This is a genomic window from Microcystis sp. CS-574, from assembly GCF_028329095.1.
GTDB classification, from domain to species: domain Bacteria; phylum Cyanobacteriota; class Cyanobacteriia; order Cyanobacteriales; family Microcystaceae; genus Microcystis; species Microcystis ichthyoblabe_A.
In genome coordinates, this window is sequence record NZ_JAQMSY010000259.1 from 19,250 (window position 1) to 43,002 (window position 23,753).

The 23,753-nt window shown below is 43.2% G+C and carries 22 protein-coding genes; 10 read left to right on the forward strand and 12 right to left on the reverse strand.

The features are described 5' to 3' along the window. Nucleotides 1-68: 68 nt before the first annotated feature. From PN470_RS21405 to PN470_RS21415, 3 genes are all read right to left on the reverse strand, one after another. Entirely contained in the window at nucleotides 69-2,144 is a 2,076-nt protein-coding gene (locus tag PN470_RS21405; RefSeq protein ID WP_272105058.1) for a caspase family protein, read from the reverse strand. Then, nucleotides 2,141-3,310 (reverse strand): sulfate adenylyltransferase, encoded by a 1,170-nt coding sequence (sat, locus tag PN470_RS21410; protein WP_002739877.1) that lies wholly within the window; start codon nucleotides 3,308-3,310, stop codon nucleotides 2,141-2,143. The genes PN470_RS21405 and sat overlap by 4 nt, the downstream gene beginning before the upstream one ends. 124 nt (nucleotides 3,311-3,434) lie before the next feature. Then, the gene (locus PN470_RS21415) at nucleotides 3,435-4,739 is read right to left on the reverse strand and encodes a calcium-binding protein (RefSeq protein ID WP_272105059.1); all 1,305 of its coding nucleotides are present in this window, start codon (nucleotides 4,737-4,739) and stop codon (nucleotides 3,435-3,437) included. Nucleotides 4,740-5,472: 733 nt separating this feature from the next. Here PN470_RS21415 and PN470_RS21420 point away from each other — a divergent pair. Next, nucleotides 5,473-6,177, forward strand: coding sequence for an SDR family oxidoreductase (locus PN470_RS21420; RefSeq protein ID WP_002740268.1), 705 nt, complete (start codon nucleotides 5,473-5,475; stop codon nucleotides 6,175-6,177). A 119-nt stretch (nucleotides 6,178-6,296) separates the two neighbouring features. Continuing rightward, complete coding sequence (gene hppD / locus PN470_RS21425) at nucleotides 6,297-7,382, forward strand: 4-hydroxyphenylpyruvate dioxygenase (RefSeq protein WP_271936717.1); 1,086 nt, start codon at nucleotides 6,297-6,299, stop codon at nucleotides 7,380-7,382. A gap of 136 nt (nucleotides 7,383-7,518) precedes the next feature. Here the strand turns inward: hppD and PN470_RS21430 are convergent, their stop codons facing one another. Together PN470_RS21430 and PN470_RS21435 are read right to left on the reverse strand one after the other, a co-directional pair. Then, on the reverse strand, nucleotides 7,519-8,079 hold the full coding sequence (locus tag PN470_RS21430) for a retropepsin-like aspartic protease family protein (protein ID WP_271936719.1): 561 nt from the start codon (nucleotides 8,077-8,079) through the stop codon (nucleotides 7,519-7,521). Between the two features lie 83 nt (nucleotides 8,080-8,162). Continuing rightward, nucleotides 8,163-8,504 (reverse strand): histidine triad nucleotide-binding protein, encoded by a 342-nt coding sequence (locus PN470_RS21435; RefSeq protein ID WP_271936721.1) that lies wholly within the window; start codon nucleotides 8,502-8,504, stop codon nucleotides 8,163-8,165. A 181-nt stretch (nucleotides 8,505-8,685) separates the two neighbouring features. Between PN470_RS21435 and PN470_RS21440 the strand changes: the two genes are divergently transcribed. Then, entirely contained in the window at nucleotides 8,686-10,212 is a 1,527-nt protein-coding gene (locus PN470_RS21440) for a YifB family Mg chelatase-like AAA ATPase (protein ID WP_271936723.1), read from the forward strand. 180 nt (nucleotides 10,213-10,392) lie between these two features. Here PN470_RS21440 and PN470_RS21445 read toward each other — a convergent pair whose 3' ends face one another. Then, a complete protein-coding gene (locus PN470_RS21445) occupies nucleotides 10,393-11,697 on the reverse strand; it encodes a hypothetical protein (RefSeq protein WP_271936725.1) in 1,305 nt (434 codons plus the stop codon). A 198-nt stretch (nucleotides 11,698-11,895) separates the two neighbouring features. Between PN470_RS21445 and PN470_RS21450 the strand changes: the two genes are divergently transcribed. After that, nucleotides 11,896-12,324 (forward strand): hypothetical protein, encoded by a 429-nt coding sequence (locus PN470_RS21450; protein ID WP_002740194.1) that lies wholly within the window; start codon nucleotides 11,896-11,898, stop codon nucleotides 12,322-12,324. 21 nt (nucleotides 12,325-12,345) lie between these two features. On the opposite strand, the gene PN470_RS21455 is transcribed toward PN470_RS21450, so the two are convergent. The 3 genes from PN470_RS21455 to PN470_RS21465 all read right to left on the reverse strand — a co-directional run bounded on the left by PN470_RS21455 (nucleotide 12,346) and on the right by PN470_RS21465 (nucleotide 15,517). After that, complete coding sequence (locus PN470_RS21455) at nucleotides 12,346-12,930, reverse strand: pseudouridine synthase (RefSeq protein ID WP_002793040.1); 585 nt, start codon at nucleotides 12,928-12,930, stop codon at nucleotides 12,346-12,348. Nucleotides 12,931-13,096: 166 nt separating this feature from the next. After that, nucleotides 13,097-13,885, reverse strand: coding sequence for an ABC transporter permease (locus tag PN470_RS21460; RefSeq protein WP_103111453.1), 789 nt, complete (start codon nucleotides 13,883-13,885; stop codon nucleotides 13,097-13,099). A gap of 324 nt (nucleotides 13,886-14,209) precedes the next feature. Beyond that, nucleotides 14,210-15,517, reverse strand: coding sequence for a hemolysin family protein (locus PN470_RS21465; protein ID WP_024968674.1), 1,308 nt, complete (start codon nucleotides 15,515-15,517; stop codon nucleotides 14,210-14,212). Nucleotides 15,518-15,785: 268 nt separating this feature from the next. Between PN470_RS21465 and PN470_RS21470 the strand changes: the two genes are divergently transcribed. From PN470_RS21470 to PN470_RS21480, 3 genes are all read left to right on the forward strand, one after another. Next, entirely contained in the window at nucleotides 15,786-17,270 is a 1,485-nt protein-coding gene (locus tag PN470_RS21470; RefSeq protein WP_271936730.1) for a glycosyl hydrolase family 57, read from the forward strand. A 221-nt stretch (nucleotides 17,271-17,491) separates the two neighbouring features. Beyond that, nucleotides 17,492-17,959: a cobalamin biosynthesis protein gene (locus PN470_RS21475; RefSeq protein WP_081330910.1), complete on the forward strand. Its 468-nt coding sequence runs from the start codon at nucleotides 17,492-17,494 to the stop codon at nucleotides 17,957-17,959. Next, the gene (locus PN470_RS21480) at nucleotides 17,952-19,127 is read left to right on the forward strand and encodes a lipid-A-disaccharide synthase-related protein (protein ID WP_271936732.1); all 1,176 of its coding nucleotides are present in this window, start codon (nucleotides 17,952-17,954) and stop codon (nucleotides 19,125-19,127) included. The genes PN470_RS21475 and PN470_RS21480 overlap by 8 nt, the downstream gene beginning before the upstream one ends. Before the next feature lie 251 nt (nucleotides 19,128-19,378). Here PN470_RS21480 and PN470_RS21485 read toward each other — a convergent pair whose 3' ends face one another. Next, complete coding sequence (locus PN470_RS21485; RefSeq protein WP_272105060.1) at nucleotides 19,379-20,227, reverse strand: alpha/beta fold hydrolase; 849 nt, start codon at nucleotides 20,225-20,227, stop codon at nucleotides 19,379-19,381. Between the two features lie 58 nt (nucleotides 20,228-20,285). Here PN470_RS21485 and PN470_RS21490 point away from each other — a divergent pair, with 58 nt between their 5' ends. Continuing rightward, on the forward strand, nucleotides 20,286-21,179 hold the full coding sequence (locus PN470_RS21490; RefSeq protein ID WP_103111450.1) for an alpha/beta fold hydrolase: 894 nt from the start codon (nucleotides 20,286-20,288) through the stop codon (nucleotides 21,177-21,179). A gap of 16 nt (nucleotides 21,180-21,195) precedes the next feature. On the opposite strand, the gene aroH is transcribed toward PN470_RS21490, so the two are convergent. Continuing rightward, entirely contained in the window at nucleotides 21,196-21,597 is a 402-nt protein-coding gene (aroH, locus tag PN470_RS21495; protein ID WP_043998359.1) for a chorismate mutase, read from the reverse strand. A gap of 68 nt (nucleotides 21,598-21,665) precedes the next feature. Then, the gene (gene sppA / locus PN470_RS21500) at nucleotides 21,666-22,487 is read right to left on the reverse strand and encodes a signal peptide peptidase SppA (RefSeq protein WP_002739893.1); all 822 of its coding nucleotides are present in this window, start codon (nucleotides 22,485-22,487) and stop codon (nucleotides 21,666-21,668) included. A 166-nt stretch (nucleotides 22,488-22,653) separates the two neighbouring features. Here sppA and PN470_RS21505 point away from each other — a divergent pair, with 166 nt between their 5' ends. Further along, a complete protein-coding gene (locus tag PN470_RS21505; RefSeq protein WP_233256324.1) occupies nucleotides 22,654-22,926 on the forward strand; it encodes a DUF4160 domain-containing protein in 273 nt (90 codons plus the stop codon). Nucleotides 22,927-22,928: 2 nt separating this feature from the next. After that, nucleotides 22,929-23,753, forward strand: coding sequence for a DUF2442 domain-containing protein (locus PN470_RS21510; RefSeq protein ID WP_272105061.1), 825 nt, complete (start codon nucleotides 22,929-22,931; stop codon nucleotides 23,751-23,753).

Here is a 23,753-nt window from a genome sequence, read left to right on the forward strand (position 1 = left end):
TTAGGGGTAGCTGTGTTAGGATTTTAACCTTTTCTTTTCAAGGATTCCATAAGAATTATTCTATCGATTTAGTCCATAACCTGATAGATAAACCGGAAACCTGACCAAGTTGCCAGATCAAAGGCGTATTCATCAATTACACTGCCAGAATTATCCATTTTTAAGCCTAAATCTAATTTTAGATCGCTCCAGAAAGCTCTGGCTATTTCTAGGGGGTTAGTCAGGGTGAGCAGTGGGCTGGCTTCTCCCTTGAGGCTTTGAGTGGCATTGAGAAGGGTCAAGGTGTTCGGGAAAGGATGGCGACTGAGGATCAGTATATTCTCTCTGATGCCCTTGGGTTGACTAATTTTCCAATGCCCTTGGCCGGAATTGGGGATGGTGGCCTTGGTTTTGGCCGCCACGACAAAGGGGGCTAATGGGCTAGAATTGCTGAAATTATCGGGGTTTTCTGAACGGGAACAGTATAAAAGCGGTTGGCGATCGCTGTTGAGGACAAGGATCATTGCGTAGAGGGGTTGTTCTTCTTGATTCTCAATTTGATAGCGAATTTCCGTCCCGACGGGCAGAATTAAGTCATTTTTAGCGGTATTAATCCCCCTGCTACCCGCAATTTTTTGGGTTTGTACCGTCGAGATATAGGTTTGATCGAGGCTTTCCAGGGTGACAATGACGGCTAAACCGGAGGATTCTTGATTGATCAACAAGTGCCACAATTTGCAGGCCAGCAGAGTTTCTAGTTGGGATTGCAGTCGTTTGATTCCCGATTTAATTGCTTCGTTGGCTGCCCCTAAACTACCGATAATTAGGGAGCCATTGGCAGATAATAACTGATAATTGCCAGTTTCTTCGCTACCAACTCGACTTAAGAGACAATCTACCGTTTGTTCACCAATGTTAACCACAGCGGCCACATCGGGCAAACCGGCAAAGGTGCTGGTGGCATCTACCCGTTCAATCCGGGTTAAATTACTATCCAAACCGACGATTAAACCGATTTGACTGGGAAAAACCCGCAATTTTTCCTGTAGAATCTGTCCTATTTCTAGGGAAGCAGCCGGGGATAATAATTGCGCTTTGGCTTTTAAACCCTGACGGGAGAGAATTTGTAGGCTAATTTCCTCCCCAGTCGCCTCAATAAAGCTTAAACAGGAGTTAATTCCATAATTTTCTAGGATTTCTAAGGGCAGGCCGACCAGATTGACTTCTAGGGTGCGTTCATCAATAAGATTTGTAACAATTGCCGCCCCACCCCTTGACGTTTCTGACGTTGTATGATAGGTCGGCGCAGAATTATTTTTTTGATTACTGGTTAGGATTGCCGGCTGCTGTTGGTCACTGCTGTGACTAGCGACAAGATTACGGAGATGGGGAAAAGCGATCGCAATTGTCGGACTAGGGCAAGCTTGCCAGAGATACTGAGTTAGATCATAGGTGAATAAGCCAGCATTAGGGCTATTACCGCTCAATTCCAGGGCGATTTGCTCCGGTTTAGCGGCAGCGAGAATAACGCCGTTACTAGGCTTATTTTTGAGGTTAAAACGGGTTTTAATATCGGTAGCGAAAGTTAATTCGGCGGGGTTAAGATCAGTAAGGCTTTCGGGATAGGAACGAACGCGAAGATTACCGAGATAGGGCTGAGGTTGGGGGAGATGACTACTATCAAAAATCAAGCTAAACTTATCCGTAGCTAGACAGCGAGCCATCAGCAGGATATTTTCCTTAAGTAAAGCATTTTCTGCCCCATTAGCAGTAATAAAAACCTCTTTTCCGGCCCCAAGACTGCCATAACCGCTAAAGTGAAAAATTACCACATCCCCCAACCTGGCTTGGGCGATCAGGTGTTCTAAAAAAGCCGCTTCGATCGCTTCTCGACTGGCTTGTTGTCCCGTTAAAGTCACTATATCAGCATCCTGAAAACCAAAACGATAACGGAGAAGGTCTTTTTGTAACTCCACATCGGTAAGACAACCGGGCAGCGGCGGAATATTCGCCCCATACTGGTCAATACCGACTAAAAGAGCCAATTTTCGGGGATTAGGGGCGGCGAGAGCGGCCAAATGACGGTTAACTGTCCCTTGACTAATAGCCAAAGTCAGCAACCCCCAACCTGTCTGCTGGATCAATTCTCGCCTAGTTATGTTCATGATCCTTGCATAGCCCGGATTAATTCGGCAGCCACTTCTGGACGGGAGAATTCCGGAGGTGGTAATTCTCCTTTACGCAGCAGTTCCCGGACTTTGGTTCCCGAAAGATGTATTCTTTCTTCCGGTAAACTGGGGCTAGTTTTGGTGGTTGCCATTCCCGAAGTGCGGGTACAGTAGAAAGCGTGTTCAAACTTCATCGGCACGATTCCCAATTCCCCCGGCTCGAACTCATCAAAGATATACTGGGCATCGTAGGTTCCGTAGTAGTCGCCGACTCCGGCATGGTCACGACCGACGATAAAATGGGTACAACCGTAGTTTTTACGGATAATAGCGTGGAAAATTGCTTCCCGGGGGCCGGCGTAACGCATAGCTGAGGGGTTGATAGCTAGAATAACGCGATCTTGGGGAAAGTATTTATCCATCATGATCTCATAGCAACGCATCCGCACATCGGCCGGCACATCATCGCTTTTGGTAGCGCCGACAAGAGGATGCAAGAATAAACCATCTACCACTTCTAGGGCGCATTTTTGAATGTATTCGTGGGCCCGGTGGATGGGATTACGGGTTTGGAAACCGACAATCGTTTTCCAAGCTTTTTCGTGGAACATTTTGCGCGATTGCAGAGGATCGATCTGATATTTGGGAAACTGGGGATGAGGATCGCGCTGAAGTAACCATATTGGACCTGCGAGGTTAATTTCTCCCTGTTCGTAGAGGACTTTTACCCCGGGATGTTTCTGGTCGTCGGTGCGATAGACGTTAACTGCTTCGTGGGCCTTATTATAACGGTATTTTTGGGTTAGTTCCAGGACTCCGACAAAGTTGCCTTCGCTGTCATCTAAACGAATCCAGTTGCCTTCTTTGAGGGGATCCGCCACTTCTTCGCTAACGGAAAGAGTCACGGGAATTGCCCAGGGTAAACCATTGATTAGACGCATATCATCGACGACTTTTTCGTAGTCGTCCTGTTCCATAAAGCCTTTGAGGGGACTGAAACCACCAATAGCAATCATAACTAAATCCGAGAGCGCTCGTTCATCTAAGGAAACTCGCGGTAGTTTTTCAGCTAGGGCCAGAAATTCGGCTTTTTCGGCAGCGGTAGCAATACGATTAATTAATTGCCCACCGTGGGGCGCGATTCCTTCGGTCAGTACAGTCATAAAAATTTCTTTACATTGTCACGGTTTATCCTATCAGAAGTTGGTTAAAGCTCTATGGGATTCCAATAAAAAGGCTTGTACTGAAACAGTACAAGCTCTTACCTTAGATTGAAAAATTTAGATATTAGGCAATTACACTGAAGTTGCTTTGGTTAAGTGTAGCCAGACTGGTAGAGGTAGAACTTAAGGTGGCGAGAAGGTTAGCATCTGTACCGAATAGGAGGGTATTAAAAGTATTACTTGTGTACCATACCTGTACCCCTGCAGCCGTGTCAACACTCAAAATTGCCGCACCAAAGAGAGACCCCGCAAAAAATGCCGCACCGGCGGCGACAGACAGGGAGTTACCTTCACCGTAGCGACTAGCGGAGAGGCTACCGAGAGATAATCCCGCAAAACCAGAAGATCTTAAGTTAATTCGATCAATAGAGATGAAATCAGTAATCAAATCTACTCCTTCAAAACGAGAATCGTAGATGAAAGTGTCAGCCCCTGTTCCTCCAGTGAGAGTATCTGCCCCAGCACCACCCACAAGAGTATCGTTACCGCCACTAGCACTGATCAGATCATTTCCGCTACTACCGTTGAGAATGTTGTTTTGAGAATCGCCAATAATTGTATCATTGCCGCTAGTCCCGATGACATCATCAAAATTGAGAAAAGTCCGATTGATGGTGGGAAAAGGACCAGAAACAGAAGCCGCACCCGTGGAGAGATTGATAGAAAGGGAAGCTCCCAACGAAGCAGTGCTGGAATCGATAGTGTTACCGCCCACCAGAGGATTGGCAATAATCGTCTCCATACTGATCGTATCATCGACCCCTGCAAACCTTTTCTCAACGATTCCCGTCGGTTTGACAGTAATCGCTCTTCCTAATCCCCGATAGTCGGCGGTATCATTGCCTGTTCCCCCCTCAAGGGTATCGTTTCCTGTCGTGCCGAAAAAGGTGTCGTTACCCCCATTTCCTCGCAAACGATTATTTTGACTATCACCTTTTATGAAGTCATCTTGATTAGTTCCTGAGACATCATCGAAGTTGTTAACAGTAAAGTTTAAAGCACCGAGAAGAGGAACATTTCTGACGATTAAACGGGAGATACTGAGATCAACCTCGATAAATGAGGGGGCAGCGGCCGTGGAAGCATCGATTAAATTATTACTAGCAAAAGGATTGGCAATAATTCTTTCCACAGAAGTCAGTTGATCACTGCCGAGACTACCTTTCAAGATTTTGCCTGTGGGCAAAATAGTAATACTCTGTGGAACAGAGACTCTTGAGGAAAAAGGGTTGCGAAGATTGCTGTAGTCGGCAGTGTCAAAACCACTGCCACCATTGAATACGTCGTTGCCGCTACTACCGATAAAAGTATCGTTAAAACTGGTCCCCACAAAGTTATCGTTAAGTATAGTTCCAGGAAAAATTGCCATTAGTTACAAACCTCCAATTTGGTCTTTTCAAGAAAGTGTGCAGTCAATAGTTATAACCATTGACCAAGCTTTTTACAGCATTTTTGGTTAGGGAAAAATTTGCTGATGTTTCACCTTATCCTTTAGGCAATATCACAACGTCAGAAAACTAGGAATCAAAAGGGATGCCATAAAGTTCTGTTAGGTAGTTTTCTTAGTCAGTAGTTAGGGAATGAGTCAAAATAAATCAAGGCAAATTCTTTCGCCTTCTCGATGAATGCTAAGAAATACTAACTTAATGTTGTGTTTAGTTTTAGGATGTAAGCTTATGTTAAGTTGTGTTTCAAATGTTGTCAAACTCTATATAAAGTTTAAATAAGCAGTTTATCGGGGAAAATTGTTGAATTCGGTTTTTATGTCCAGAATCGTACTTGCCACTGCTAATATCGTTGATTATCATTATCAAGGAAGAATCCGGTTACTGCGACGATCTGCTGAAGGCTCAATCGCTACTGACTGGAAGCCTGATATCACGCCGAAGTCTCACCGTCGAAGCCTTTTGCTTATCCTGATAAGTAGCCTATACTCAACGAATTTAGTATAGTTTACCCGCTAATAGTCCCAGGTCACTCGATCGCATCCATGTTCCTGTCTATCCCCAAACTCCCCAATCACTAATCAAGGGGTTGGGTCTAGCGATGATTTTCCAGTTGGAACAGTTTACAATAAGATTTGTAAGGAATTGTAAATAATTATGAGCGAAAAAGTTGTCCTGATTGTCGGTGCTACGGGGGGTATAGGTGCCACTTTAGCGCGTAAACTAGCTGTTAATGGTCATAAACTCGTATTAGTGGCCAGAAATGCCGATAATTTATCTAATTTAGCTGGTGAGTTGTCTTGTCCCTCGTTAATTGTACCGACGGATATCACTAATCCGACTCAGGTGGAAACTTTGATGGAAAAAATTGTCTCCCATTACGGCCGGTTGGATGTGTTGGTTAATGCGGCCGGAGCCGGTGTGATGAAACAATATAATAAAATCACGCCGGAAGATTTAGATAAAATGCTCGACCTTAATCTGAAGGGGAGTTTTTATACCTGTCAGGCTGCGGCTAATGTGATGAAGGAAAATAAGGCCGGTCATATCTGTAATGTGGTGGGAATTTTGGGTAAGCATTCTATGGCTATGGCTGCCGCTTATTGTGCTTCTAAGTACGGGGTGGTCGGTTTTAGTAAATGTTTGGCCGATGAGTTAAAACGCTATGGTATTAAAATGACTTTATTCTATTTTGGTGGTGTCGATACTCCTTTTTGGGATCAGGTGAGCTTAAAAGTTGATCGCAATAAAATGTTAACCGCTCAAACTGCCGCCGATGCTATCTATTTTGCCATGAATGCTGAACCCCAAGCTGTCCCCATGGAAATTAATATTCAACCCGATAGTCATCTCTTTTTTTAGTCGTCAGCTTTTTCAGTTATCAGTTATCAGTTATCAGTGAATAGCATTAAGTGGCAAGTTCGGAGTTTTATTTTCACTGTTTACTGCTCACTGAAAAAACCCTTTTTTTGACTTTATCTATGTTTGTTGATCATATTCATTTTTATGTAGAATCGGCCAAAAAATGGCGAGATTGGTTGGTGCGGGTGATGGATTTTCAGGCGATCGCAAGTTTAGTTAATCTCCACACGCACACGGAAATAGTTGGCAATGGCATCCAAAAAGATAAAACTAAACAGATTATTTTTATCTTATCTTCTCCTTTAAATTCCCTTAGTCCCGTGGCGGAATTTTTAGGTAAATATCCTGAAGGGGTGGCGGATGTAGCTTTTCAAGTGGAGGATTTAGACAGTTTAGCTAGGAGAATTAAACAGGATATTTTGATCAAGGAAACTGTTTTGCCTAGGGGTAAGATAAAAAGCTGTCAAATCTCTAGCATTGCTAATCTCAAACATACGTTAATTGAAAGACAGGGAATCACGCCAATTTTAGCCGATCCTAATCTGATTGAGTATGATAGCAAGGAACAATATAATCAGGATATTCTGGCAATTGATCATTTAGTTTTAAATGTTTTTCAGGGAAATTTAGAGTTAACAGCCAATTGGTATGAGGAAAATTTAGGCTTTAAAAAAAGGCAAACTTTTACTATTAAAACGGAGCGTTCTGGTCTTTATTCCCAGGTACTTGTTCACCCAGAAACTGAATTAAAATTACCAATTAATGAACCAGATAGTAACAGTTCTCAAATTCAAGAATTTTTAGATATTAATCAAAAATCTGGCATTCAACACATTGCTTTAAAAACAGAAAATATTTTAAGATTAACTCAAAAATTAAAAGAAAGGAAAGTAGAATTTCTATCAGTTCCCAACAGTTATTATCAACAAATTGACTATCAAAAAAAAGATTTTAATATTGCTGATTGGGAATGGTTAGAAATTAAAAAACAGGAAATTCTCATTGATTTTGAAGAAAATAGTTATTCCCTATTAGAAAAGCCGACTTTACTGCAAATTTTCACTAAACCAATTTTTTCCCAGCCGACTTTCTTTTTTGAATTAATCGAGCGCCGTCATGCCGCTAGAGGTTTTGGAGAAGGCAACTTCCAGGCCCTATTTGAAGCGATCGAACGGGAGCAAATACAGCGAGGAACTTTAGATTAAAGTCAGGAAAGCGAGCATTTTTCCCATGAGACTAAGTAGGTAGGTGTTAAAAGTTTTCAGGCACCCCCCTTATCAAGGGGGGCAGGGGGGATCGAACCTAAAATCCATTTTTAATTTAATTATAACCAGCTACTTATCAACGATAACGTAATTCAATCACATCTTTTTTGATCGTGACATCATAGGAACCAAAAAAGGTTTGTCCCAAGAGTCCTAACCCTTTCATTTGGGGAGAAATATTAACAATCTGATTATATAAAGTCATCTCGCCAGCTTTAACAAAATTAATGCGACCAAGATAACCAGTAACGACACCGCCGGCGGTATTATTGATTACTTTCCTTTCCCGTTTGACTTTCATCGCTTTCGCCATGGCATCGGTGAGGACGATGCCACTAGCACCTGTATCAAAAAGCATTTCATAGGAGTGACGGTGATTAAAAACTACCATCACCGTGGGAATGCCTTTAACCCGGCGTTGAATCGGTAGCTGATAAACTTGCGGGGAATTTTTCCTATTTCTAGATGAACTGCCACAGAGACGACTAAGATCTATGTGTTGTCCATCTGCTCTTTGGAGAAAGCATAGTAGAAAACATTCTGGTAGAAAGCATTGCGATTGAGCGAGAGTCGCAGCGGTTAAGGGAAATAACAGCAGGGTGCTGGACAAAGCGATCGCAGAAAGAGACCTATTCATGGGTTTAACATCGAGAAGACCGACTCAGGAAAAAAACGCTTCTAGCTCTATAATTCCCCAAAAATGCGGGAAAATAAGAGGGTTTAACCCGGAGGCCAGTCCATTGGGCGATCGCCCAAAAGATGGACATGAAGATGATCGACGGTTTGACCTCCATGTTCCCCATTATTGATCACTACTCGATAACCTTGACTTAATTTAGCTTCGGCGGCCACCTTTTTAACAGTTAGTAACAAATGTCCCAATAAATTGCGATCGCTTTCGCTGGCTTCCTCTAGTTTCGGAATCGGTTTTTTGGGGATAATGAGGATATGGGTGGGTGCTTGGGGATTAACATCTCGAAAAGCGAGAACCAGATCATCTTCATAGACGATCGAGGCGGGAATTTCTTTCCGGATAATTTTGCTAAAAATAGTCTCACTCATAGACAAATTGCTTTTTTTTTCAACTATACCATTAAGCTCTCAGCTTTTCTGGCTAGTTTATACCGAGAAATAGGCTGATTTTCAGGGTAAATTCCCAGATAAAATCATTTTTATGCGGAAAACTAGCCTAACATCCTGTTTCATTTTCCTAAGAACTCACTTTATTTTTACTTGAGCCAAAATGTTAGCAAGGGTTTGGAGTGCGGCAATTATCGGCATCGATGCCATTAAAATCGGGGTAGAGGTGGATGTATCGGGGGGATTACCTGGAATTGCCGTGGTGGGTTTACCCGATACCGCCGTGCAGGAGTCGAAAGAAAGGGTAAAAGCTTCCCTAAAAAATGCCGGATTTGCTTTTCCCATCCGCAAAATTGTCATCAATTTAAGTCCCGCCGATATCCGCAAAGAGGGGCCGATTTATGATTTACCGATTAGTATCGGCATTTTAGGAGCCTCCGAACAGGTAGAAGCCGATTTACTGGGGGATTTTCTCTTTTTAGGTGAATTATCCCTCGATGGTAGTTTGCGTCCCGTGGCGGGGGTTTTACCCATTGCTGCCGCCGCCGAAAAAATGGGGATCAAGGGTTTAGTGGTTCCCGCCGATAATGCCAAAGAAGCGGCCGTGGTCAAAGGCGTACAAGTGTATGGGTTTCGTCATCTATCGGAAGTGGTAAATTTCTTAAATGAACCCGATCGCTATTCACCGATGACTTTTAACGCTGCCGAGGAATTTGGGCGATCGCAGGTAAATCTCCCCGATCTCAAGGATGTCAAAGGTCAAGCAATTGGCCGGCGGGCCCTGGAAATTGCCGCAGCTGGAGGTCATAACCTAATTTTTGTCGGGCCCCCTGGCAGCGGTAAAACCATGTTAGCGCGACGTTTACCCGGTATTCTGCCCCAGCTTACCTTTGCTGAATCCCTAGAAGTCTCCCAGATTCATTCCGTCGCCGGATTACTGAAGGATCGAGGTTCCCTGGTGCGCGAGCGTCCTTTTCGCAGTCCCCATCACTCCGCTTCCGGGGCAGCGCTGGTGGGAGGTGGCACCTATCCCCGACCGGGAGAAATCTCCCTTTCCCACCGTGGTATTTTATTTTTGGACGAATTAACGGAATTTAAGCGCAGTGTCTTGGAATATCTCCGACAACCCCTAGAGGATGGTTATGTGAGCATTTCTCGCACTCGTCTTTCCGTCGCTTTTCCGGCCCGTTTTACCCTAGTGGCGAGTACCAATCCCTGTCCCTGTGGTTATTACGGCGATTCAGTGCAACCCTGCAGCTGTTCACCGCGACAACGGGAACAATATTGGGCGAAATTATCGGGTCCGCTTTTAGACCGTATTGACCTACAAGTGACGGTAAATCGCCTGAAACCGGAAGAAATGACCCAAGAGAGTCGGGGAGAAGCTTCTGAGCAGGTGCGGCAACGGGTAGAAGGGGCCCGGCAAAAGGCCAGCGATCGCTTTCAGAATACGGGGATTCGCTCTAATGCGGAGATGAATTCCGAGCATTTGCGGCGTTTTTGCGCTCTTGATCAGAGCAGTCGCCATATTTTAGAAGGGGCAATCCGAAAATTGGGTTTATCGGCCCGAGCAATGGATCGCATTCTCAAAGTTGCCCGCACCATTGCCGATTTAGGAGATAGTGAAATGCTGAAAAGTTCCCACGTTGCCGAAGCAATTCAGTATCGCACTCTCGATCGTTTAAGTTAGGGTTTGCGGCAAAAAGTTTGTTGGTGGGGTTAGGAGTCGGTCGTCAGGATTCAGGATTCAGGAGGCAGTATTCAGGAGACAGGAGACAGTATTCAGGAGATTATTTTTATTTATTCTCCTCACTCCCCACTTCCCCATCTCCCCACACCCCACACCCTACACCCTCTTTCAAGTCAGGAGTCAGGAATCGGGCGATTCTAAGCGTTTTTGCCATTCTTGATCGATTTTATCGGAGCGATCGATCTCTTGTTCGAGATAGTCTTGATCGGTAGAATAACTAATATCAGCATCTGTAATCACTTTTTGGTCAGCAAATTGACGAGAGTAGTCCAGTTTTTGCTCCAATTCAGGATTACTTTGGGCTAATAAATCTGCTCTTTTTTCTCGCTGTTGATTGCGTTGATTAACCCGCTCATTTCTCCACTGTAAAAAGAAATAACGACCGAGGGGAATCCCCAAAAAAGCACCGGCATAACTGAGGAGAAAACCGTAGATTCCTGTGACTATTGACCCCAGAGAACCGCTCAAATTCACACTATCACTGTTGAGCAAAGATCCTAAAACTAAAGCGAGGATAAAGTTAACCACCCCTAAACCTAAAGCTAGGATAATTTGACCGCTATCTGCTTCGCTAAACTTCCAGCGTTTTTCCTTTAGATAGGGGGAAACTGTTTGTAATTTTCTCTCTTTGGTTGTCACCTGTAGATCAGGAAAATAATAGATAATATCGCCTCGATCGGATACTTGCGGCAATCCATTAAAGCGAGTTAAAACTGGTAGTATATAATCTTCTGTCTCCTCATGACTGGGGGTAATACTATCGAGATAGGGGGCAATTTGTGGAGCGATAATCGAGCCACGATTATTTTGAATTACTTTACCGATAATTTGCCAGCGTCTCTCCTCTAAATTAAAATTAGGATCGCCATCGCCAAAAAGAAAAGAAAAAACTGCCTCGAGAAAATTCATCTTACTAGGGGGTTTGTCTGCCTTAACTTCCCGATCTCTTCTTTCGTAGTAGTTATTACCAAAATCGGGATAAAAAATCCAGAAAAAGTCCGTGGGAAAGAAGTTAATATTAATGTTATTATTTCCCGAATTGTTATCCGAGTCACTATCTTTAAACATTAAGCCGATCAGGATCGCTAGGATAGCCAGCAACAGGATTAAAATCGAAATAATTAAAACAATGCCGAAGGAAATGCGAATAACATAAAAAACTACTTTCCAGATTTTACTCCCGAAAGCTTTTAACTGCAATTGCCAATATTTATTCAGAAGAATCGACCGAAAATTTTCGGGGAAAAGATAGATAATCTCCCCCGTATCTGCTACCTGTAAATGTCCCCCCGCTTCCGCAGCTAAAGCTAATAATCCCTGTTGTGCAGCGTTAATCTCTAAACCCGATTTTGCCGCCACATCACCCACCGTAACCCGATAGCCTAATTTTTCGATCGATTGTAATAGAGACTCTTGGGGATTCATAGAAAATACTGTTCCTCTCGATTATCCTATTTTCTAGTGTAGTTTTGATTTTGTCTTTTTGGCAGCGGCTATCTGGATTGACAGGTGCGGCATTTTGGACTCGATCGAGAAAATATCGTTATAATTGTCCCAATAGTCGCAAAAAGCAGGGCTAAACTGTATAAATAGTTACTTTATAAGCAATTATCAGAGGTGAGCATGAATGCGTCGGAACAGGCAAAAGGATTAGAATTAACGGCGAAGATCGCCACACTCGTCAACCTGTTTAAACAACAATTCCCCGATGCAAAGGCAGATCTGAAACCTTGGCGCAATGATCCCCACACAAGGGAGTTAACGGATCCCGACTCGATCGATATCGCTTTCCATTTTCCCGGTTGGAGTCCCAGAATTCAAGGGCGCAGTATTCTGGTACAAATTCGTTTTCATCTCGATAGCGAGGATCAGCATCAGCGTTTGATTGGCTTAGAAATGCAGGCTTTTAACCATCAAGGAACCGCTTGGCGACTATCTACGGTGGAAAATTGGCAATTAGTCGGCAATTATCAACCCTCTCCTAAGGTGGCTGATAAGTTAAAATATTTCAGCCGGCAGGTGTTTGAAGTTTTTAAAAATGAGCATCTATAGCTGATTTATCAATAATTTAATCTACAATTTTTCTAAGGCTTTTCTCTCTTTTTCAGTTACTTCTCGCCATTGACCGGGTTGTAATCCTGTTAAGCATAATTTATTGTTTTTGTCAATAGTAATGGCTGTTCTAATTAATCTTAAAGTCGGATAACCAACGGCAGCCGTCATCCGTCTTACCTGACGATTTCTTCCCTCAGTTAAGGTAATTTCTAACCAAGCGGTGGGAACAGATTTTCGATAACGAATCGGTGGCTCTCTGGGGGGTAAATCTGGTTCAAAATCTAGTAAATTAACTATTGCCGGTCGAGTGCGATAATCCTGAATAGGAAGACCTTGACGCAATTTTTCTAAAGCGTTTAGGTCTGGAATTCTTTCGACTTGTACCCAATAGGTGCGCGGATGGGCAAATTGACGATGACCCAAACGATGCTGTAATTGACCGTTATCTGTGAGTAATAATAATCCCTCGCTGTCCCTATCTAAACGACCGACAGAATAGATATTCGGGATAGGAATATAATCTTTTAAAGTCGAGCGCCCATTTTCATCAGTAAACTGACATAATACATCGTAGGGTTTATAAAAAAGGATATATTTATTCAAGGGAAAAAGGAGTCAGGAGATAGGAGTCAGGAGTCAGGAGATAAGTAGTCGTGTAAAATAAATTTCCTAGTGAAGATAGGCAAAAGGCAAGAGGCAAAAGGCAAGAGGTAGTTAGATATGTTTAATTAATTTTGCCTGGGTACTTAACTGATAACTGATAACTGATTTAATCCCGTTGATGGGAGAATTGATAAGCACCGACAATCGAGAGAAGAAGAGCGACGATTAACAAAATGGGGATAGCGAACCAAGGAAATTGATTAATATCGTAGGCTGCGGCTCTTAATCCCAGACTAGCATAGGTGAGGGGCAAGGCATAAACAATAATTTTTAATGCCCAGGGTAAGGTTTGGGGATCGAAAAAAGTTGCTCCTAAAAAAGACATCGGCACGATTAAAAAGTTATTATAGAGACTGGCACTTTCGAGGGATTGAACTCGCAATCCGACAATTGCCCCTAAACTGGCAAAGACGGCACAATTTAAGATTAAAACTAATAAAAAGAGGGGATTGAGAAAACTGGCAAATTTTCCTGTAAATAAGATAGCAATGAGAATCACCGATGCAGAAGTCATTACACCGCGCAAAATTCCCGCGAAAACTTTGCCTAAAAATAATGAGAGAGGATGGACGGGAAGTAATAATAATTCCTCGAAGGTTTTACTAAATAAGCGATCGCCACAGATGGAAAAGGTGGTTCCCCCGAAACTGATCGCCATTGAGGACAGGGCCACCATTCCGGGTAAAATAAATTCTAGATAAGAATCGCCGATCGAGGGTTTCATCGAGCGATCGAGGGCGCTTCCCAACCCCAACCCGAAACCGATAATATAGATTAGGGGAGAAACTAGACCGGTGGCGGCGATCTGAAGGACTCTCGCCCGTAAATCTAGCCATTCTCCCCAAAATACGGTTAAAGTGTCTGTTAATATCGTCTGAGCTTGAGCTAGTTTCACTGGTATTTTGGTTAATTAGTAAATATACTTTTAATAATAATTAACAATTGTCCCCTTTTTCAAGAGCGAGCTTTTCGGACTAGAAAAATAATCATCCTAAATCCGTTGAGCATGATGCTACTTAGGGTTTGTGGCAAAATTGGCTAATGACTTGACCGCTCAAGCTTGCAAAAATAGTCCCTTCGGGTGCATCTCATCAGCTGTTAGGTGTTATATAGCGTTTTTCCGTCTGCTGAGGTACAAAAGTTATGGGTTTTAGGCAAAAGGGAAGAAAAATAGGCGTACCTCACCAGCTTAGGAAACGCTATATAACCAGCTACTTACTTACAAATCATCCAACAAGAGCGTTACTAACACCTTATCGACGCGATTACCGTCCATATCCACCACTTCCAAACGCAACCTTTGCCATTCAAAATGATCGGCAGCCCCCGGAATCCTACCAAGATGGGTAATAATAAAACCCCCTAAAGTGTGATAATTGCCCTGTTTTTCCCCCGGTAATTCACTGATTTCAAATAATTCTTTAAAATCTTCGATCGCCACTGTGCCATCAATCAACCAAGAACCATCTTCCCGCTGCACGATCTGTGCATCTTCAATATTATCTAATTGGGGTAAATCGCCGACAATTGCCTCTAAAATATCCTGGCGCGTCACCAATCCTTGAATCACCCCGTACTCATCCACTACCAAGGCAATATGATGACCACTTTGCTGCACTAATTCTAAAACTTTTAAACCCCTAGTGCTTTCCGGCACAAAAAGCGGCTGCTGTAAATCCTTCGTTAGGTCGAAACTTTCACCGGTTAAACAATCGGCCAATAAGTCTGTGACTTCAATTACCCCCAAAACCTCATCTAAACTGCCCTGACACACAGGAAAACGGGTATGATTGCTCTCAATTAGCTTCTGGCGATTAATTTCGGCACTATCTTCCAAATCTAACCAAACAACATCCGGACGCGTGGTCATAATCTGACTTACTCGGCGATCGCTCAATCCTAACACCCTTTCCACCATATCCTGTTCTGCTTCCTCAAAGGTTCCCGCTTCGGTTCCCTGTTTAAGCATAATTTTCAATTCTTCTTCCGTAATTGGGGAATCATTATTATTACCGCTAATCCCCAACAAACCGAGAATCAGATTAGTCGATTTACTCAAAAGATGGACAACGGGCGAAACAATTTTTGATAACCTATCGAGAGGACTAGCAACAAGGATAGCGATTTTTTCTGGATTACTTAAACCTAACCGTTTCGGCACTAATTCCCCCACCACTAGGGATAGATAGGTAATAATTAACACCACTAATCCTAATCCCAAAGCTTGACTATAGGGGGCTAAAACAGGAACTTGCGCCAATAATTGCGCCACACTGACCGATAAATTAGCCCCTCCGTAGGCCCCAGCAAAGATACCCACTAGGGTAATGCCAATCTGCACCGTCGATAAAATTTGATTGGGATCATTGGCCAATTTTAAGGCCACCGCCGCCCGTCGATCATCTCTGGCTAATTGTTCCAAACGGACTTTGCGGGCCGAGACAATAGCAATTTCCGAGAGAGCAAAGACTCCATTGAGGAGGATGAGGAAGAAGATAACAAGAATTTCGGTAGTCGCCGAGAACATGGTTAAAGGTTACAGGTAAAAGGGCGGATAGTTGTTTGTATCATAGTGCGAGGATCGGTTAAGTTCAGTAAAGAATCATCTTGATTTTTAACGAGTTACGAAGGCTTGTGTCTGGAGGGGGTTACTCCCAGTATAAATGGGATAGGATCAAGTCCGCACTCTTAGCTCAGTTAGCAGTGAACAGTCAGGAGTGACCTGTTGCCAGTAAAAAAAAGTTGTCCCTGGGAGAGTGGGGACAAACTATCTCAATCTATTCGCCTGAAAAATTATGATCGCTACACCCGTATCATCGAAATCGAACCCTATCACGGAAATACGCCCCGGACTACCAACTATTTGCGGTTGGGAACAGGAAATCGCAGCGATTGTTAATCACGATGATCCGATCTTTTTACCGACAACAAATCTCAAATTAGACAATATTAAGGCTGGTTTTGCCTGTGCCTTGCATATGCACCAACCCACTATCCCGGCGGGTGTTAATGGTGAATTAATCTGCAATCTCCAGCATATGTTCGAGAATCAGGGGGATGGTGATAACCATAATGCCAGCGTTTTTGCCTGGTGTTACAGTCGCATGGGTGATTTTATCCTGGAATTGGTGGCGGAAGGCTGTAATCCCCGGATTATGCTCGATTATTCCGGTAATCTCCTCTGGGGTTTGGTACAGATGGGACGGCAGGATATCCTCGATAAACTCAAATTAATCACCTGTAACAGTCAATATCAACCCTATGTGGAATGGTTGGGGACGATGTGGAGTCATGCGGTGGCTCCTTCCACACCGATTCCTGATCTAAAATTACAGATGCAAGCATGGCAAACCTATTTTGCCTCGATTTTTGGCGTGGATGCTCTAAAACGAGTCAAAGGGTTCTCTCCCCCGGAAATGCACCTTCCTAATCATCCCGATACCCTCTACGAGTATATTAAAGCTCTGAAAGAATGCGGCTATCGTTGGTTATTGGTACAGGAACATTCGGTGGAAAATCTCGACGGTTCGGGATTGAGTCAGGAACAAAAATATATTCCTAATCGCCTGGTGGCCCGTAATTCTCGCGGTGAAGTGATTGCGATTACTGCTTTGATTAAAACCCAGGGTTCCGACACCAAATTAGTCGCCCAAATGCAACCCTACCACGAGGCTAAATGCCGAGGTAAACAGCAAATCGGCGGCGTTTGGGTTCCTTCCCTAGGTTCCCAGATTGCCGATGGTGAAAATGGTGGCGTGATGATGAATGAATTTCCTCGCGATTTTCCCAATCCTTGGCGGGAAATGCAGGGGGGTTCCAGTGTGGCAGGATTTAACGGTACGGAATATCTGGAGTTAATCGAGGCTGCTGGCGTTAATCCCCAAGATTATCCGGCAATTCAAGCCGTACACCAGCATAAAATCTGGCAGCGAGTTAATCCGGATGCCGCTACTCCGGAAGCGGTAGAACAGGCGATCGCTGAGTTAAAACAGACCGACCACCGTTTTAGCATGGATGGGGCCTCTTGGACAAATGATCTCAGTTGGGTGCGCGGTTACGAAAATGTCCTCGAACCGATGAACCAATTAAGCGCTCAATTCCACGAGAAATATGATCCTTTAGTACAGGCGGATCCTAGCTTCACCCGACGGCCGGATTATCTGGAGGCACTGCTTTATAATTTGCTCGTGCAAACCAGTTGTTTCCGTTATTGGGGCCAGGGTACTTGGACCGATTATGCCCGCACTTTATACGCAAGAGGCGCGGCCTTAACCCGCTAGGATAGTAAGCTATCTAGGGCGCAGAATCTGCGCCCTATTAGCACAAGTGTATTAAACTAAATCCTGTTAAAAAGGTATCGGGGAGCGGCGAGAAACAATCCATCTTCCTTACATTAATTTACGAACCCTCTCTTAACTGTTTTTTAGCTTACCAAACAGCCCCAAGGTGATTCTCCCCGTTGGCAACCCTAATCCCGCAACAATTAGAGACAACACCGATGATGACTGGCGCTTCCCCTGCTTTCCACCCACCCGCCGATTCTTCCGGGGTAAAAGTGCAGTGCCATGGACGATTATTATGGCTAGGGATAGGTTGCATCCGTGGCACGGAGAAAGCGGTCATAGATAGGGCAATTAGGGCTGTTTTTCAGCGTTATCACCTCTCTTTAGCCGCTATTGCCGGTATCGCCACCCTTAATATCAAAGCTGATGAACGGGGTTTAATTGCCTACTGTCAGGAGAAAGGATTGCCCCTAAAAACCTTTACTGCCGAGGAGTTGAGAGATATTAATGTCCCCAATCCCTCAGCCATTGTCAACAAGCAAGGGGGAACCCCTAGCGTCGCTGAGGCTGCCGCTTTAAAAATGGGCGAGATTTTGCTAGTCAGCAAGCAAATAGAAGCAAAATCGGTGACGGTGGCAGTTTCTTTGGCGGCAAGGGAATATAGAGGATACGAAATCGATGCTTAAACAGGTTTTATTTCTTAGTAATGGTCATGGTGAGGATTTAAATGCTAGTTTAATTGTGGGGGAATTACAAAAAATTCAGCCCCAATTATCTATAGCTGCTTTGCCTTTAGTGGGAGAGGGAAAAGCTTATCAAAAATTGCCAGTACCAATTATTGCCCCCACTGCTACTATGCCATCGGGGGGAATTATTTATACTAATCCTTTTAATTGGATTAAAGATATTGGCGCGGGATTAATTAGTCTAACTATTAAACAAATTCAGGCAGCTTTTAAAGTTAGCAAGAATTGTGATTTATTGATAGCAGTGGGGGATATTGTGCCGATTGCGATCGCTCGTTTAACTGGTCGTCCTTTTGTGGCTTTTATTGTTTCTACTTCCAGTTATTACGAAGGTAAAATTAAATTACCTTTACTGACAGAATTAAGTTTAAGATCAGACAAGTGTTTAAGGGTTTTCACCAGAGATAAATATACAGCAACAGATTTACAAAATCGGGGTATTAAAAAAGCAATTTTTGCTGGTTATCCGATTATGGATGTCTTAACACCAACGGGTAAAGATTTAGAATTAGATAGTCAAATTCCCATGATTGCTTTATTAGCGGGGAGTCGTTTACCCGAAGCTTTGAGTAATTTAGCTTTACAGTTACAAGTCTGTGAGGAAATAGTTAAAATTAAACCGATGCAGTTTCGGGCTGCTATCATTCCTAGTATCAGAGAAACCGACTTAGAAAATTTAGCTAAACAAGAGGGATGGCATTATTTAGGAGCGGGAAAATTAGAGAAAAATGGGGCTTTATTGTGCTGTTATCGTGATGCTTTTGCCGATATTTTACACCATTGTGACGCTTGTTTAGCCATGGCGGGAACAGCAGTAGAACAAGCGGTAGGATTAGGAAAACCCGTCCTACAAATACCCGGATTTGGTCCCCAATTTACCTACCCTTTTGCTGAGGCACAAATGCGCTTATTAGGGGAATCGGTGATAACTATTGGAAAGAAACCCACGGAGGTAAATTTATTTAAAAATGCTGCGGTTAAAATTATCGATATTTTGGCAGATTCTCGTTATTTACATAGATGTTTAGAGAACGGTAAAATTAGAGTGGGAGAATCTGGAGGTAGCAGGAATATTGCCGAAGAAATTTATATAAACTTAGGGTGTTAAGTAGCTAGTTATAATTAAATTAAAAATGGATTTTAGGTTCGATCCCCCCTACCCCCCTTGATAAGGGGGGTGCCGATTACCCCTTAATCTCCCCTTAATAAGGGGGCGCCGATCCCCCCTACCCCCCTTGATAAGGGGGGCGCCGATCCCCCCTTAATCCCCCCTTGATAAGGGGGGCGCCTGAAAGTTTTTAATACCTACCTACTTAGGGCAGCGTAATCCAGCTTAAAATTAGCTCAATTACCTTTTAATTAAACATCGTCATTTTCCCGAACAGATAAAAACTCAGCCACCGCTTGATTAAAAGTTTCAGGTTCCCCTAAAAATGCCCAATGATTACCCGGTATCTTTTTAATCTCTAGAGAAGTTAAATACTTTTTATAGGATTGAATTTGCCAAGCAGTGCGATTTAATCCCTGTTGGGGAAGGATCAATAAACTGGGAATATCTAAAGCTTTAGTTAATCCAGCAAACCCCATGACATCCTCAAAAATTTCCCCGCGTGCCGATAAAGTAAATTTACTGCTCCAACTGCCATCAGCTTTTTGTTCGATGGCATTTTTAAACACCTCTTGCTGTAAATTTGACCAACCTTTATATTGTTTTAATTGACGAGCGATCGCTTCTATGCTCTGATAACTATCAAAGGAACGAGTAATCTTTAAAAAGGGCAAAACCTGATAGAGAATTGGAAAAGTTATCCTAATCCAACTAGGCATTTTATCGATAAAAAAGGGATCGACTAAAATTAAACTCTTAAATACTTCTGGCTGTTGAGTTGCCCAAATCGCCGCTATTTTAGCACTCCAAGAATGACCTAAAATATGTGCTTGCGTCCAACCTAAATGATTAATTAAAGCCCTTAAATCGCCGATATAATCCTGAAAGTGATAACCGGTTGTTGGTTTACCGCTTTCCCCATGTCCCCGCAAATCTGGGGCAATAACTTGATAATTTGAGCGTAAATAATCGCCCAAACTTGACCAAACCAAAGCATGATCCGCCATGCCGTGCAATAATAGTAGAGGCATACCTCGATCGCTCCATTGTAAATAGGAAATTGCCATCGAGTTATTGGTAAAAGTCCGGCGTTGTGGCATAAATTCTGGGCTGATTTTTATTCTATAATTTAAATATCACTTAATAAAACTTCATACAATGGCACTACAATCGCCCCTCACTGCCACTAGCTTAGAGCAATTGTCTTGGACATGGCAAGGTCACACCATCCCCTACACTGTGCGGGGAGAAGGACAACCCCTAGTATTAATTCACGGTTTTGGGGCATCTATCGGTCATTGGCGCAAAAATATCCCCGTTTTAGCGGAAAATGGCTATCAAGTCTATGCCCTAGATCTATTGGGATTTGGGGGTGCGGATAAGCCCGCTTTAGATTATAGTCTCAACCTTTGGCAGCGGCAAATACAAGACTTTTGGCAAGAAAAAATCGCAAAACCGACGGTATTTGTCGGTAATTCCATCGGGGGACTGATTACCTTAATGCTGATGGCAGAATCTCCCGAAATCACTGCCGCAGGAGTAATTATCAACTGTGCGGGAGGATTAAACCATCGTCCCGAAGAATTAAATTTCCCCTTGCGTTTAATCATGGCTGCCTTTACCGGTTTAGTTAGTTCTCCGGTGACAGGAAAGTTTATTTTTGAACAGGTAAGACAGAAAAATCGCATCCGGAACACCTTAAAACAGGTTTATCGCGACCATACTGCGATTACCGAGGAATTAGTCGAAATTCTCTATCAACCCTCCTGTGATGCGGGTGCGTGGGGAGTGTTCGCATCGGTGTTGACAGCACCCCCTGGACCTTCTCCCCAGGAATTATTACCGCCAATCGATCGCCCTTTATTGGTACTCTGGGGAGAGGATGACCCTTGGACACCGATCGCCGGTTCGGTAATTTACCAAGAAAGAGCTAAAATGGGCAATAATACCCAATTTTATCCGATTGCCAAAGCCGGTCACTGTCCCCACGATGAACATCCCGAAAAAGTTAATCAATTAATTTTGAGTTGGCTGTCGGAAATGGGGATTTAGTCAGTTATGGAAGATTTTAGCGATTAATAGTTACTGGAGAAATCTGCCAATCGGGGCGAAGATTTTTCGCCCCCCGGAGATAGACGTGCTGCATTTCCCCTTGTAGTTTGGGAGTATTAACGTGGAGAATTACGCGAATACACTTTTCTAGACTACTAGCGACCTGCATCTGTTGCACATCGAGGAGGGGGACATTTTGCCAGTCGGGACGTTCGCGAGCGATAGCAGCGGGGAAAATCGCGTCTAAATCCTGAGTTGCCGTAAAGATAATACTAACAATATCATCGGGATCGAGACTATTGTGAATTTCGATCGCTTCGAGGAGTTCTGTCACTGCTTCTCGTATAGCTTCAATAGTATTAACCGTTACCGTCGTTGCTCCCCGAATGGCTCGAACCTTCCACTGCACGATTGTTATCCTCCGCTAATCCTGATGAGTCAATTTTAGGGGTTAACGCGCCCTTTTTCTCGACTTTAATCTGGTCATCAGGGTCGGTATAACCACAATAGTTGTCCGTTAACTTCTAATTCAAATTCTAGACGCTGTAGGGTTTTTTGTAATCCTAGGGGTATTTGGGAACGATTGCCCGTCAGACGACTGAGCAGGGGTTTCGGTTCTTCGATAGTCTGACATTTAGTTTTATCTGGGGGTAATCCTGCCAATTCTAGCGCCCAAAGTCGGGCATCTTCCTCGGTTCCTAAGCGATCAACGACTCCTAATTCTAACGCCTGTTGACCGGTAAAAATGCGCCCATCGGCAAAACTTTTCACCTGATTGACATCTAAATTTCTCGCTCCGGCGACGGTTTGCAGAAATTGCTGATAACTGGTATCGATCATATCCTGGAGAATTCTTTCTTCTTCATCAGTTAATTCTCGATCGAAGGAGAGAATATCTTTATAAGGGCCCGATTTAATCACTTTAAACGAAACTCCCACCTTATCTAACAATCTTTCTAGATTGTTCCCTCTCAGGATAACACCGATCGAGCCGGTAATCGTGCCGGGGTTAGCCATAATATAATTAGCCCCCATACCGATATAAACGCCGCCAGAGGCGGAAATATTGCCAAAACTAGCGATTATTTTCGTGGTTTTTTGTAACCGCTTCAATGCTTCATAAATTTCTTGGGAATCCCCCACGGTTCCCCCGGGGGAGTCGATGCGGAGAAGTAGGGCGGGATATTGCCTTTCTTTGACGATTTCTAGGGCTTTTAAGACCCTTTTGCGGGTATCGGAGGCAATTGCACCTGTAATTTCTATTCGAGCGATTTGTTTGCGGGTTTTCGGTTTAAAAGGCCAGACCATCAGGTTTAAATATCTCTCAAAAAAGGACTCTCTCTAATCTAACGCTTTGATCGTTCTAGGTTAAGCAGACATTATATTTCAGAATTTAAGGACAAAATGTCTGGTTAAGTGTATAATAGCATTAAGTGACCAGAGTTGAGGTAGGCGAGGTGAACATTTGGGCAAGGTGGAATCCTTTAATTTAGATGGCTTAGATCTGTTTTTCAATTCTCACGATCATTGGCCACCTCATTTTCATGTTCGTAAACCGGGCCAATGGGAAATTAGAGTTTTTTTCTTACTTTGTAATCAAGAAAATGGTCTAAATTTTCAGGTGAAATGGCCCGCCAATGCCAAAATATCTAGTAAGGAAAAAAAGCAAATACTCGACCACGTTTTAGCCAATCGTTCTGCGCTCCTGATTGAATGGGAGGCAAAAGTCTGTACGCAGGGGAATTAATCATGTTAAATAAGCCAGAAATTACTGTTATAATTGAGGATAAAGAAATTTATAATTTCTTGCCAGAGTTTCAATCTGTGCAGATTCTTTCCTTACCAGATTTAAAGAATATTGATTCTTTAAAAAACATCTTTATTTGTACTTCTTTGACCAGTTTAAAAGCAGTGTCAGATATTGCCAGAAATGCTAATGATAAACATCATCTGCGAGGTCTTTTTATCCGAGCAGACATTGATTCTATCTGGTTGCCGCAACTATTTAAACAGGCCAATTTACGCACCCTGCGAAATACCCTCGTTTATCGAGATTTTATTTTACCGACAAGGGTGATTAATGCTTGGAGTTGGGGAGCGCAAGAGCATTTAATCGCCACAGCTTTAGTTATTGGGGAAAGTTTATTAATCAGTCGCTGTGATCTCGATGAGCTAGAAATTCCCTTTGCATCTATGCCAGCTTTACAGCGTATTCCTCTAGAAGAAAGAGAGAAGTTTATTATAGCAGAAGATGGTAGTTATATTCATTGGCCAGTCGTGGATATTCATCTTGATATAGAGGCTTTTTTGAGTGTGATTGAACCAAAAGCAAAACAAAAGTTTGCAGCGATTAAATTAAAACATGATCAGATTTTTGGTCGAGCGATTGCCTCTTTACGCAAACAGCATCAACTGCGACAATCAGATATTATAGGAGTATCCGAGCGTCAAGTGAGACGCATTGAACAGGGAGAAGGAACAAAGGTAGAAACCCTTAATTTATTTGCCCAAGCTCACAAAATGGAACTTAATGATTATCTTGATGCTGTTGCTGGGTTAATCGATAATACTTAA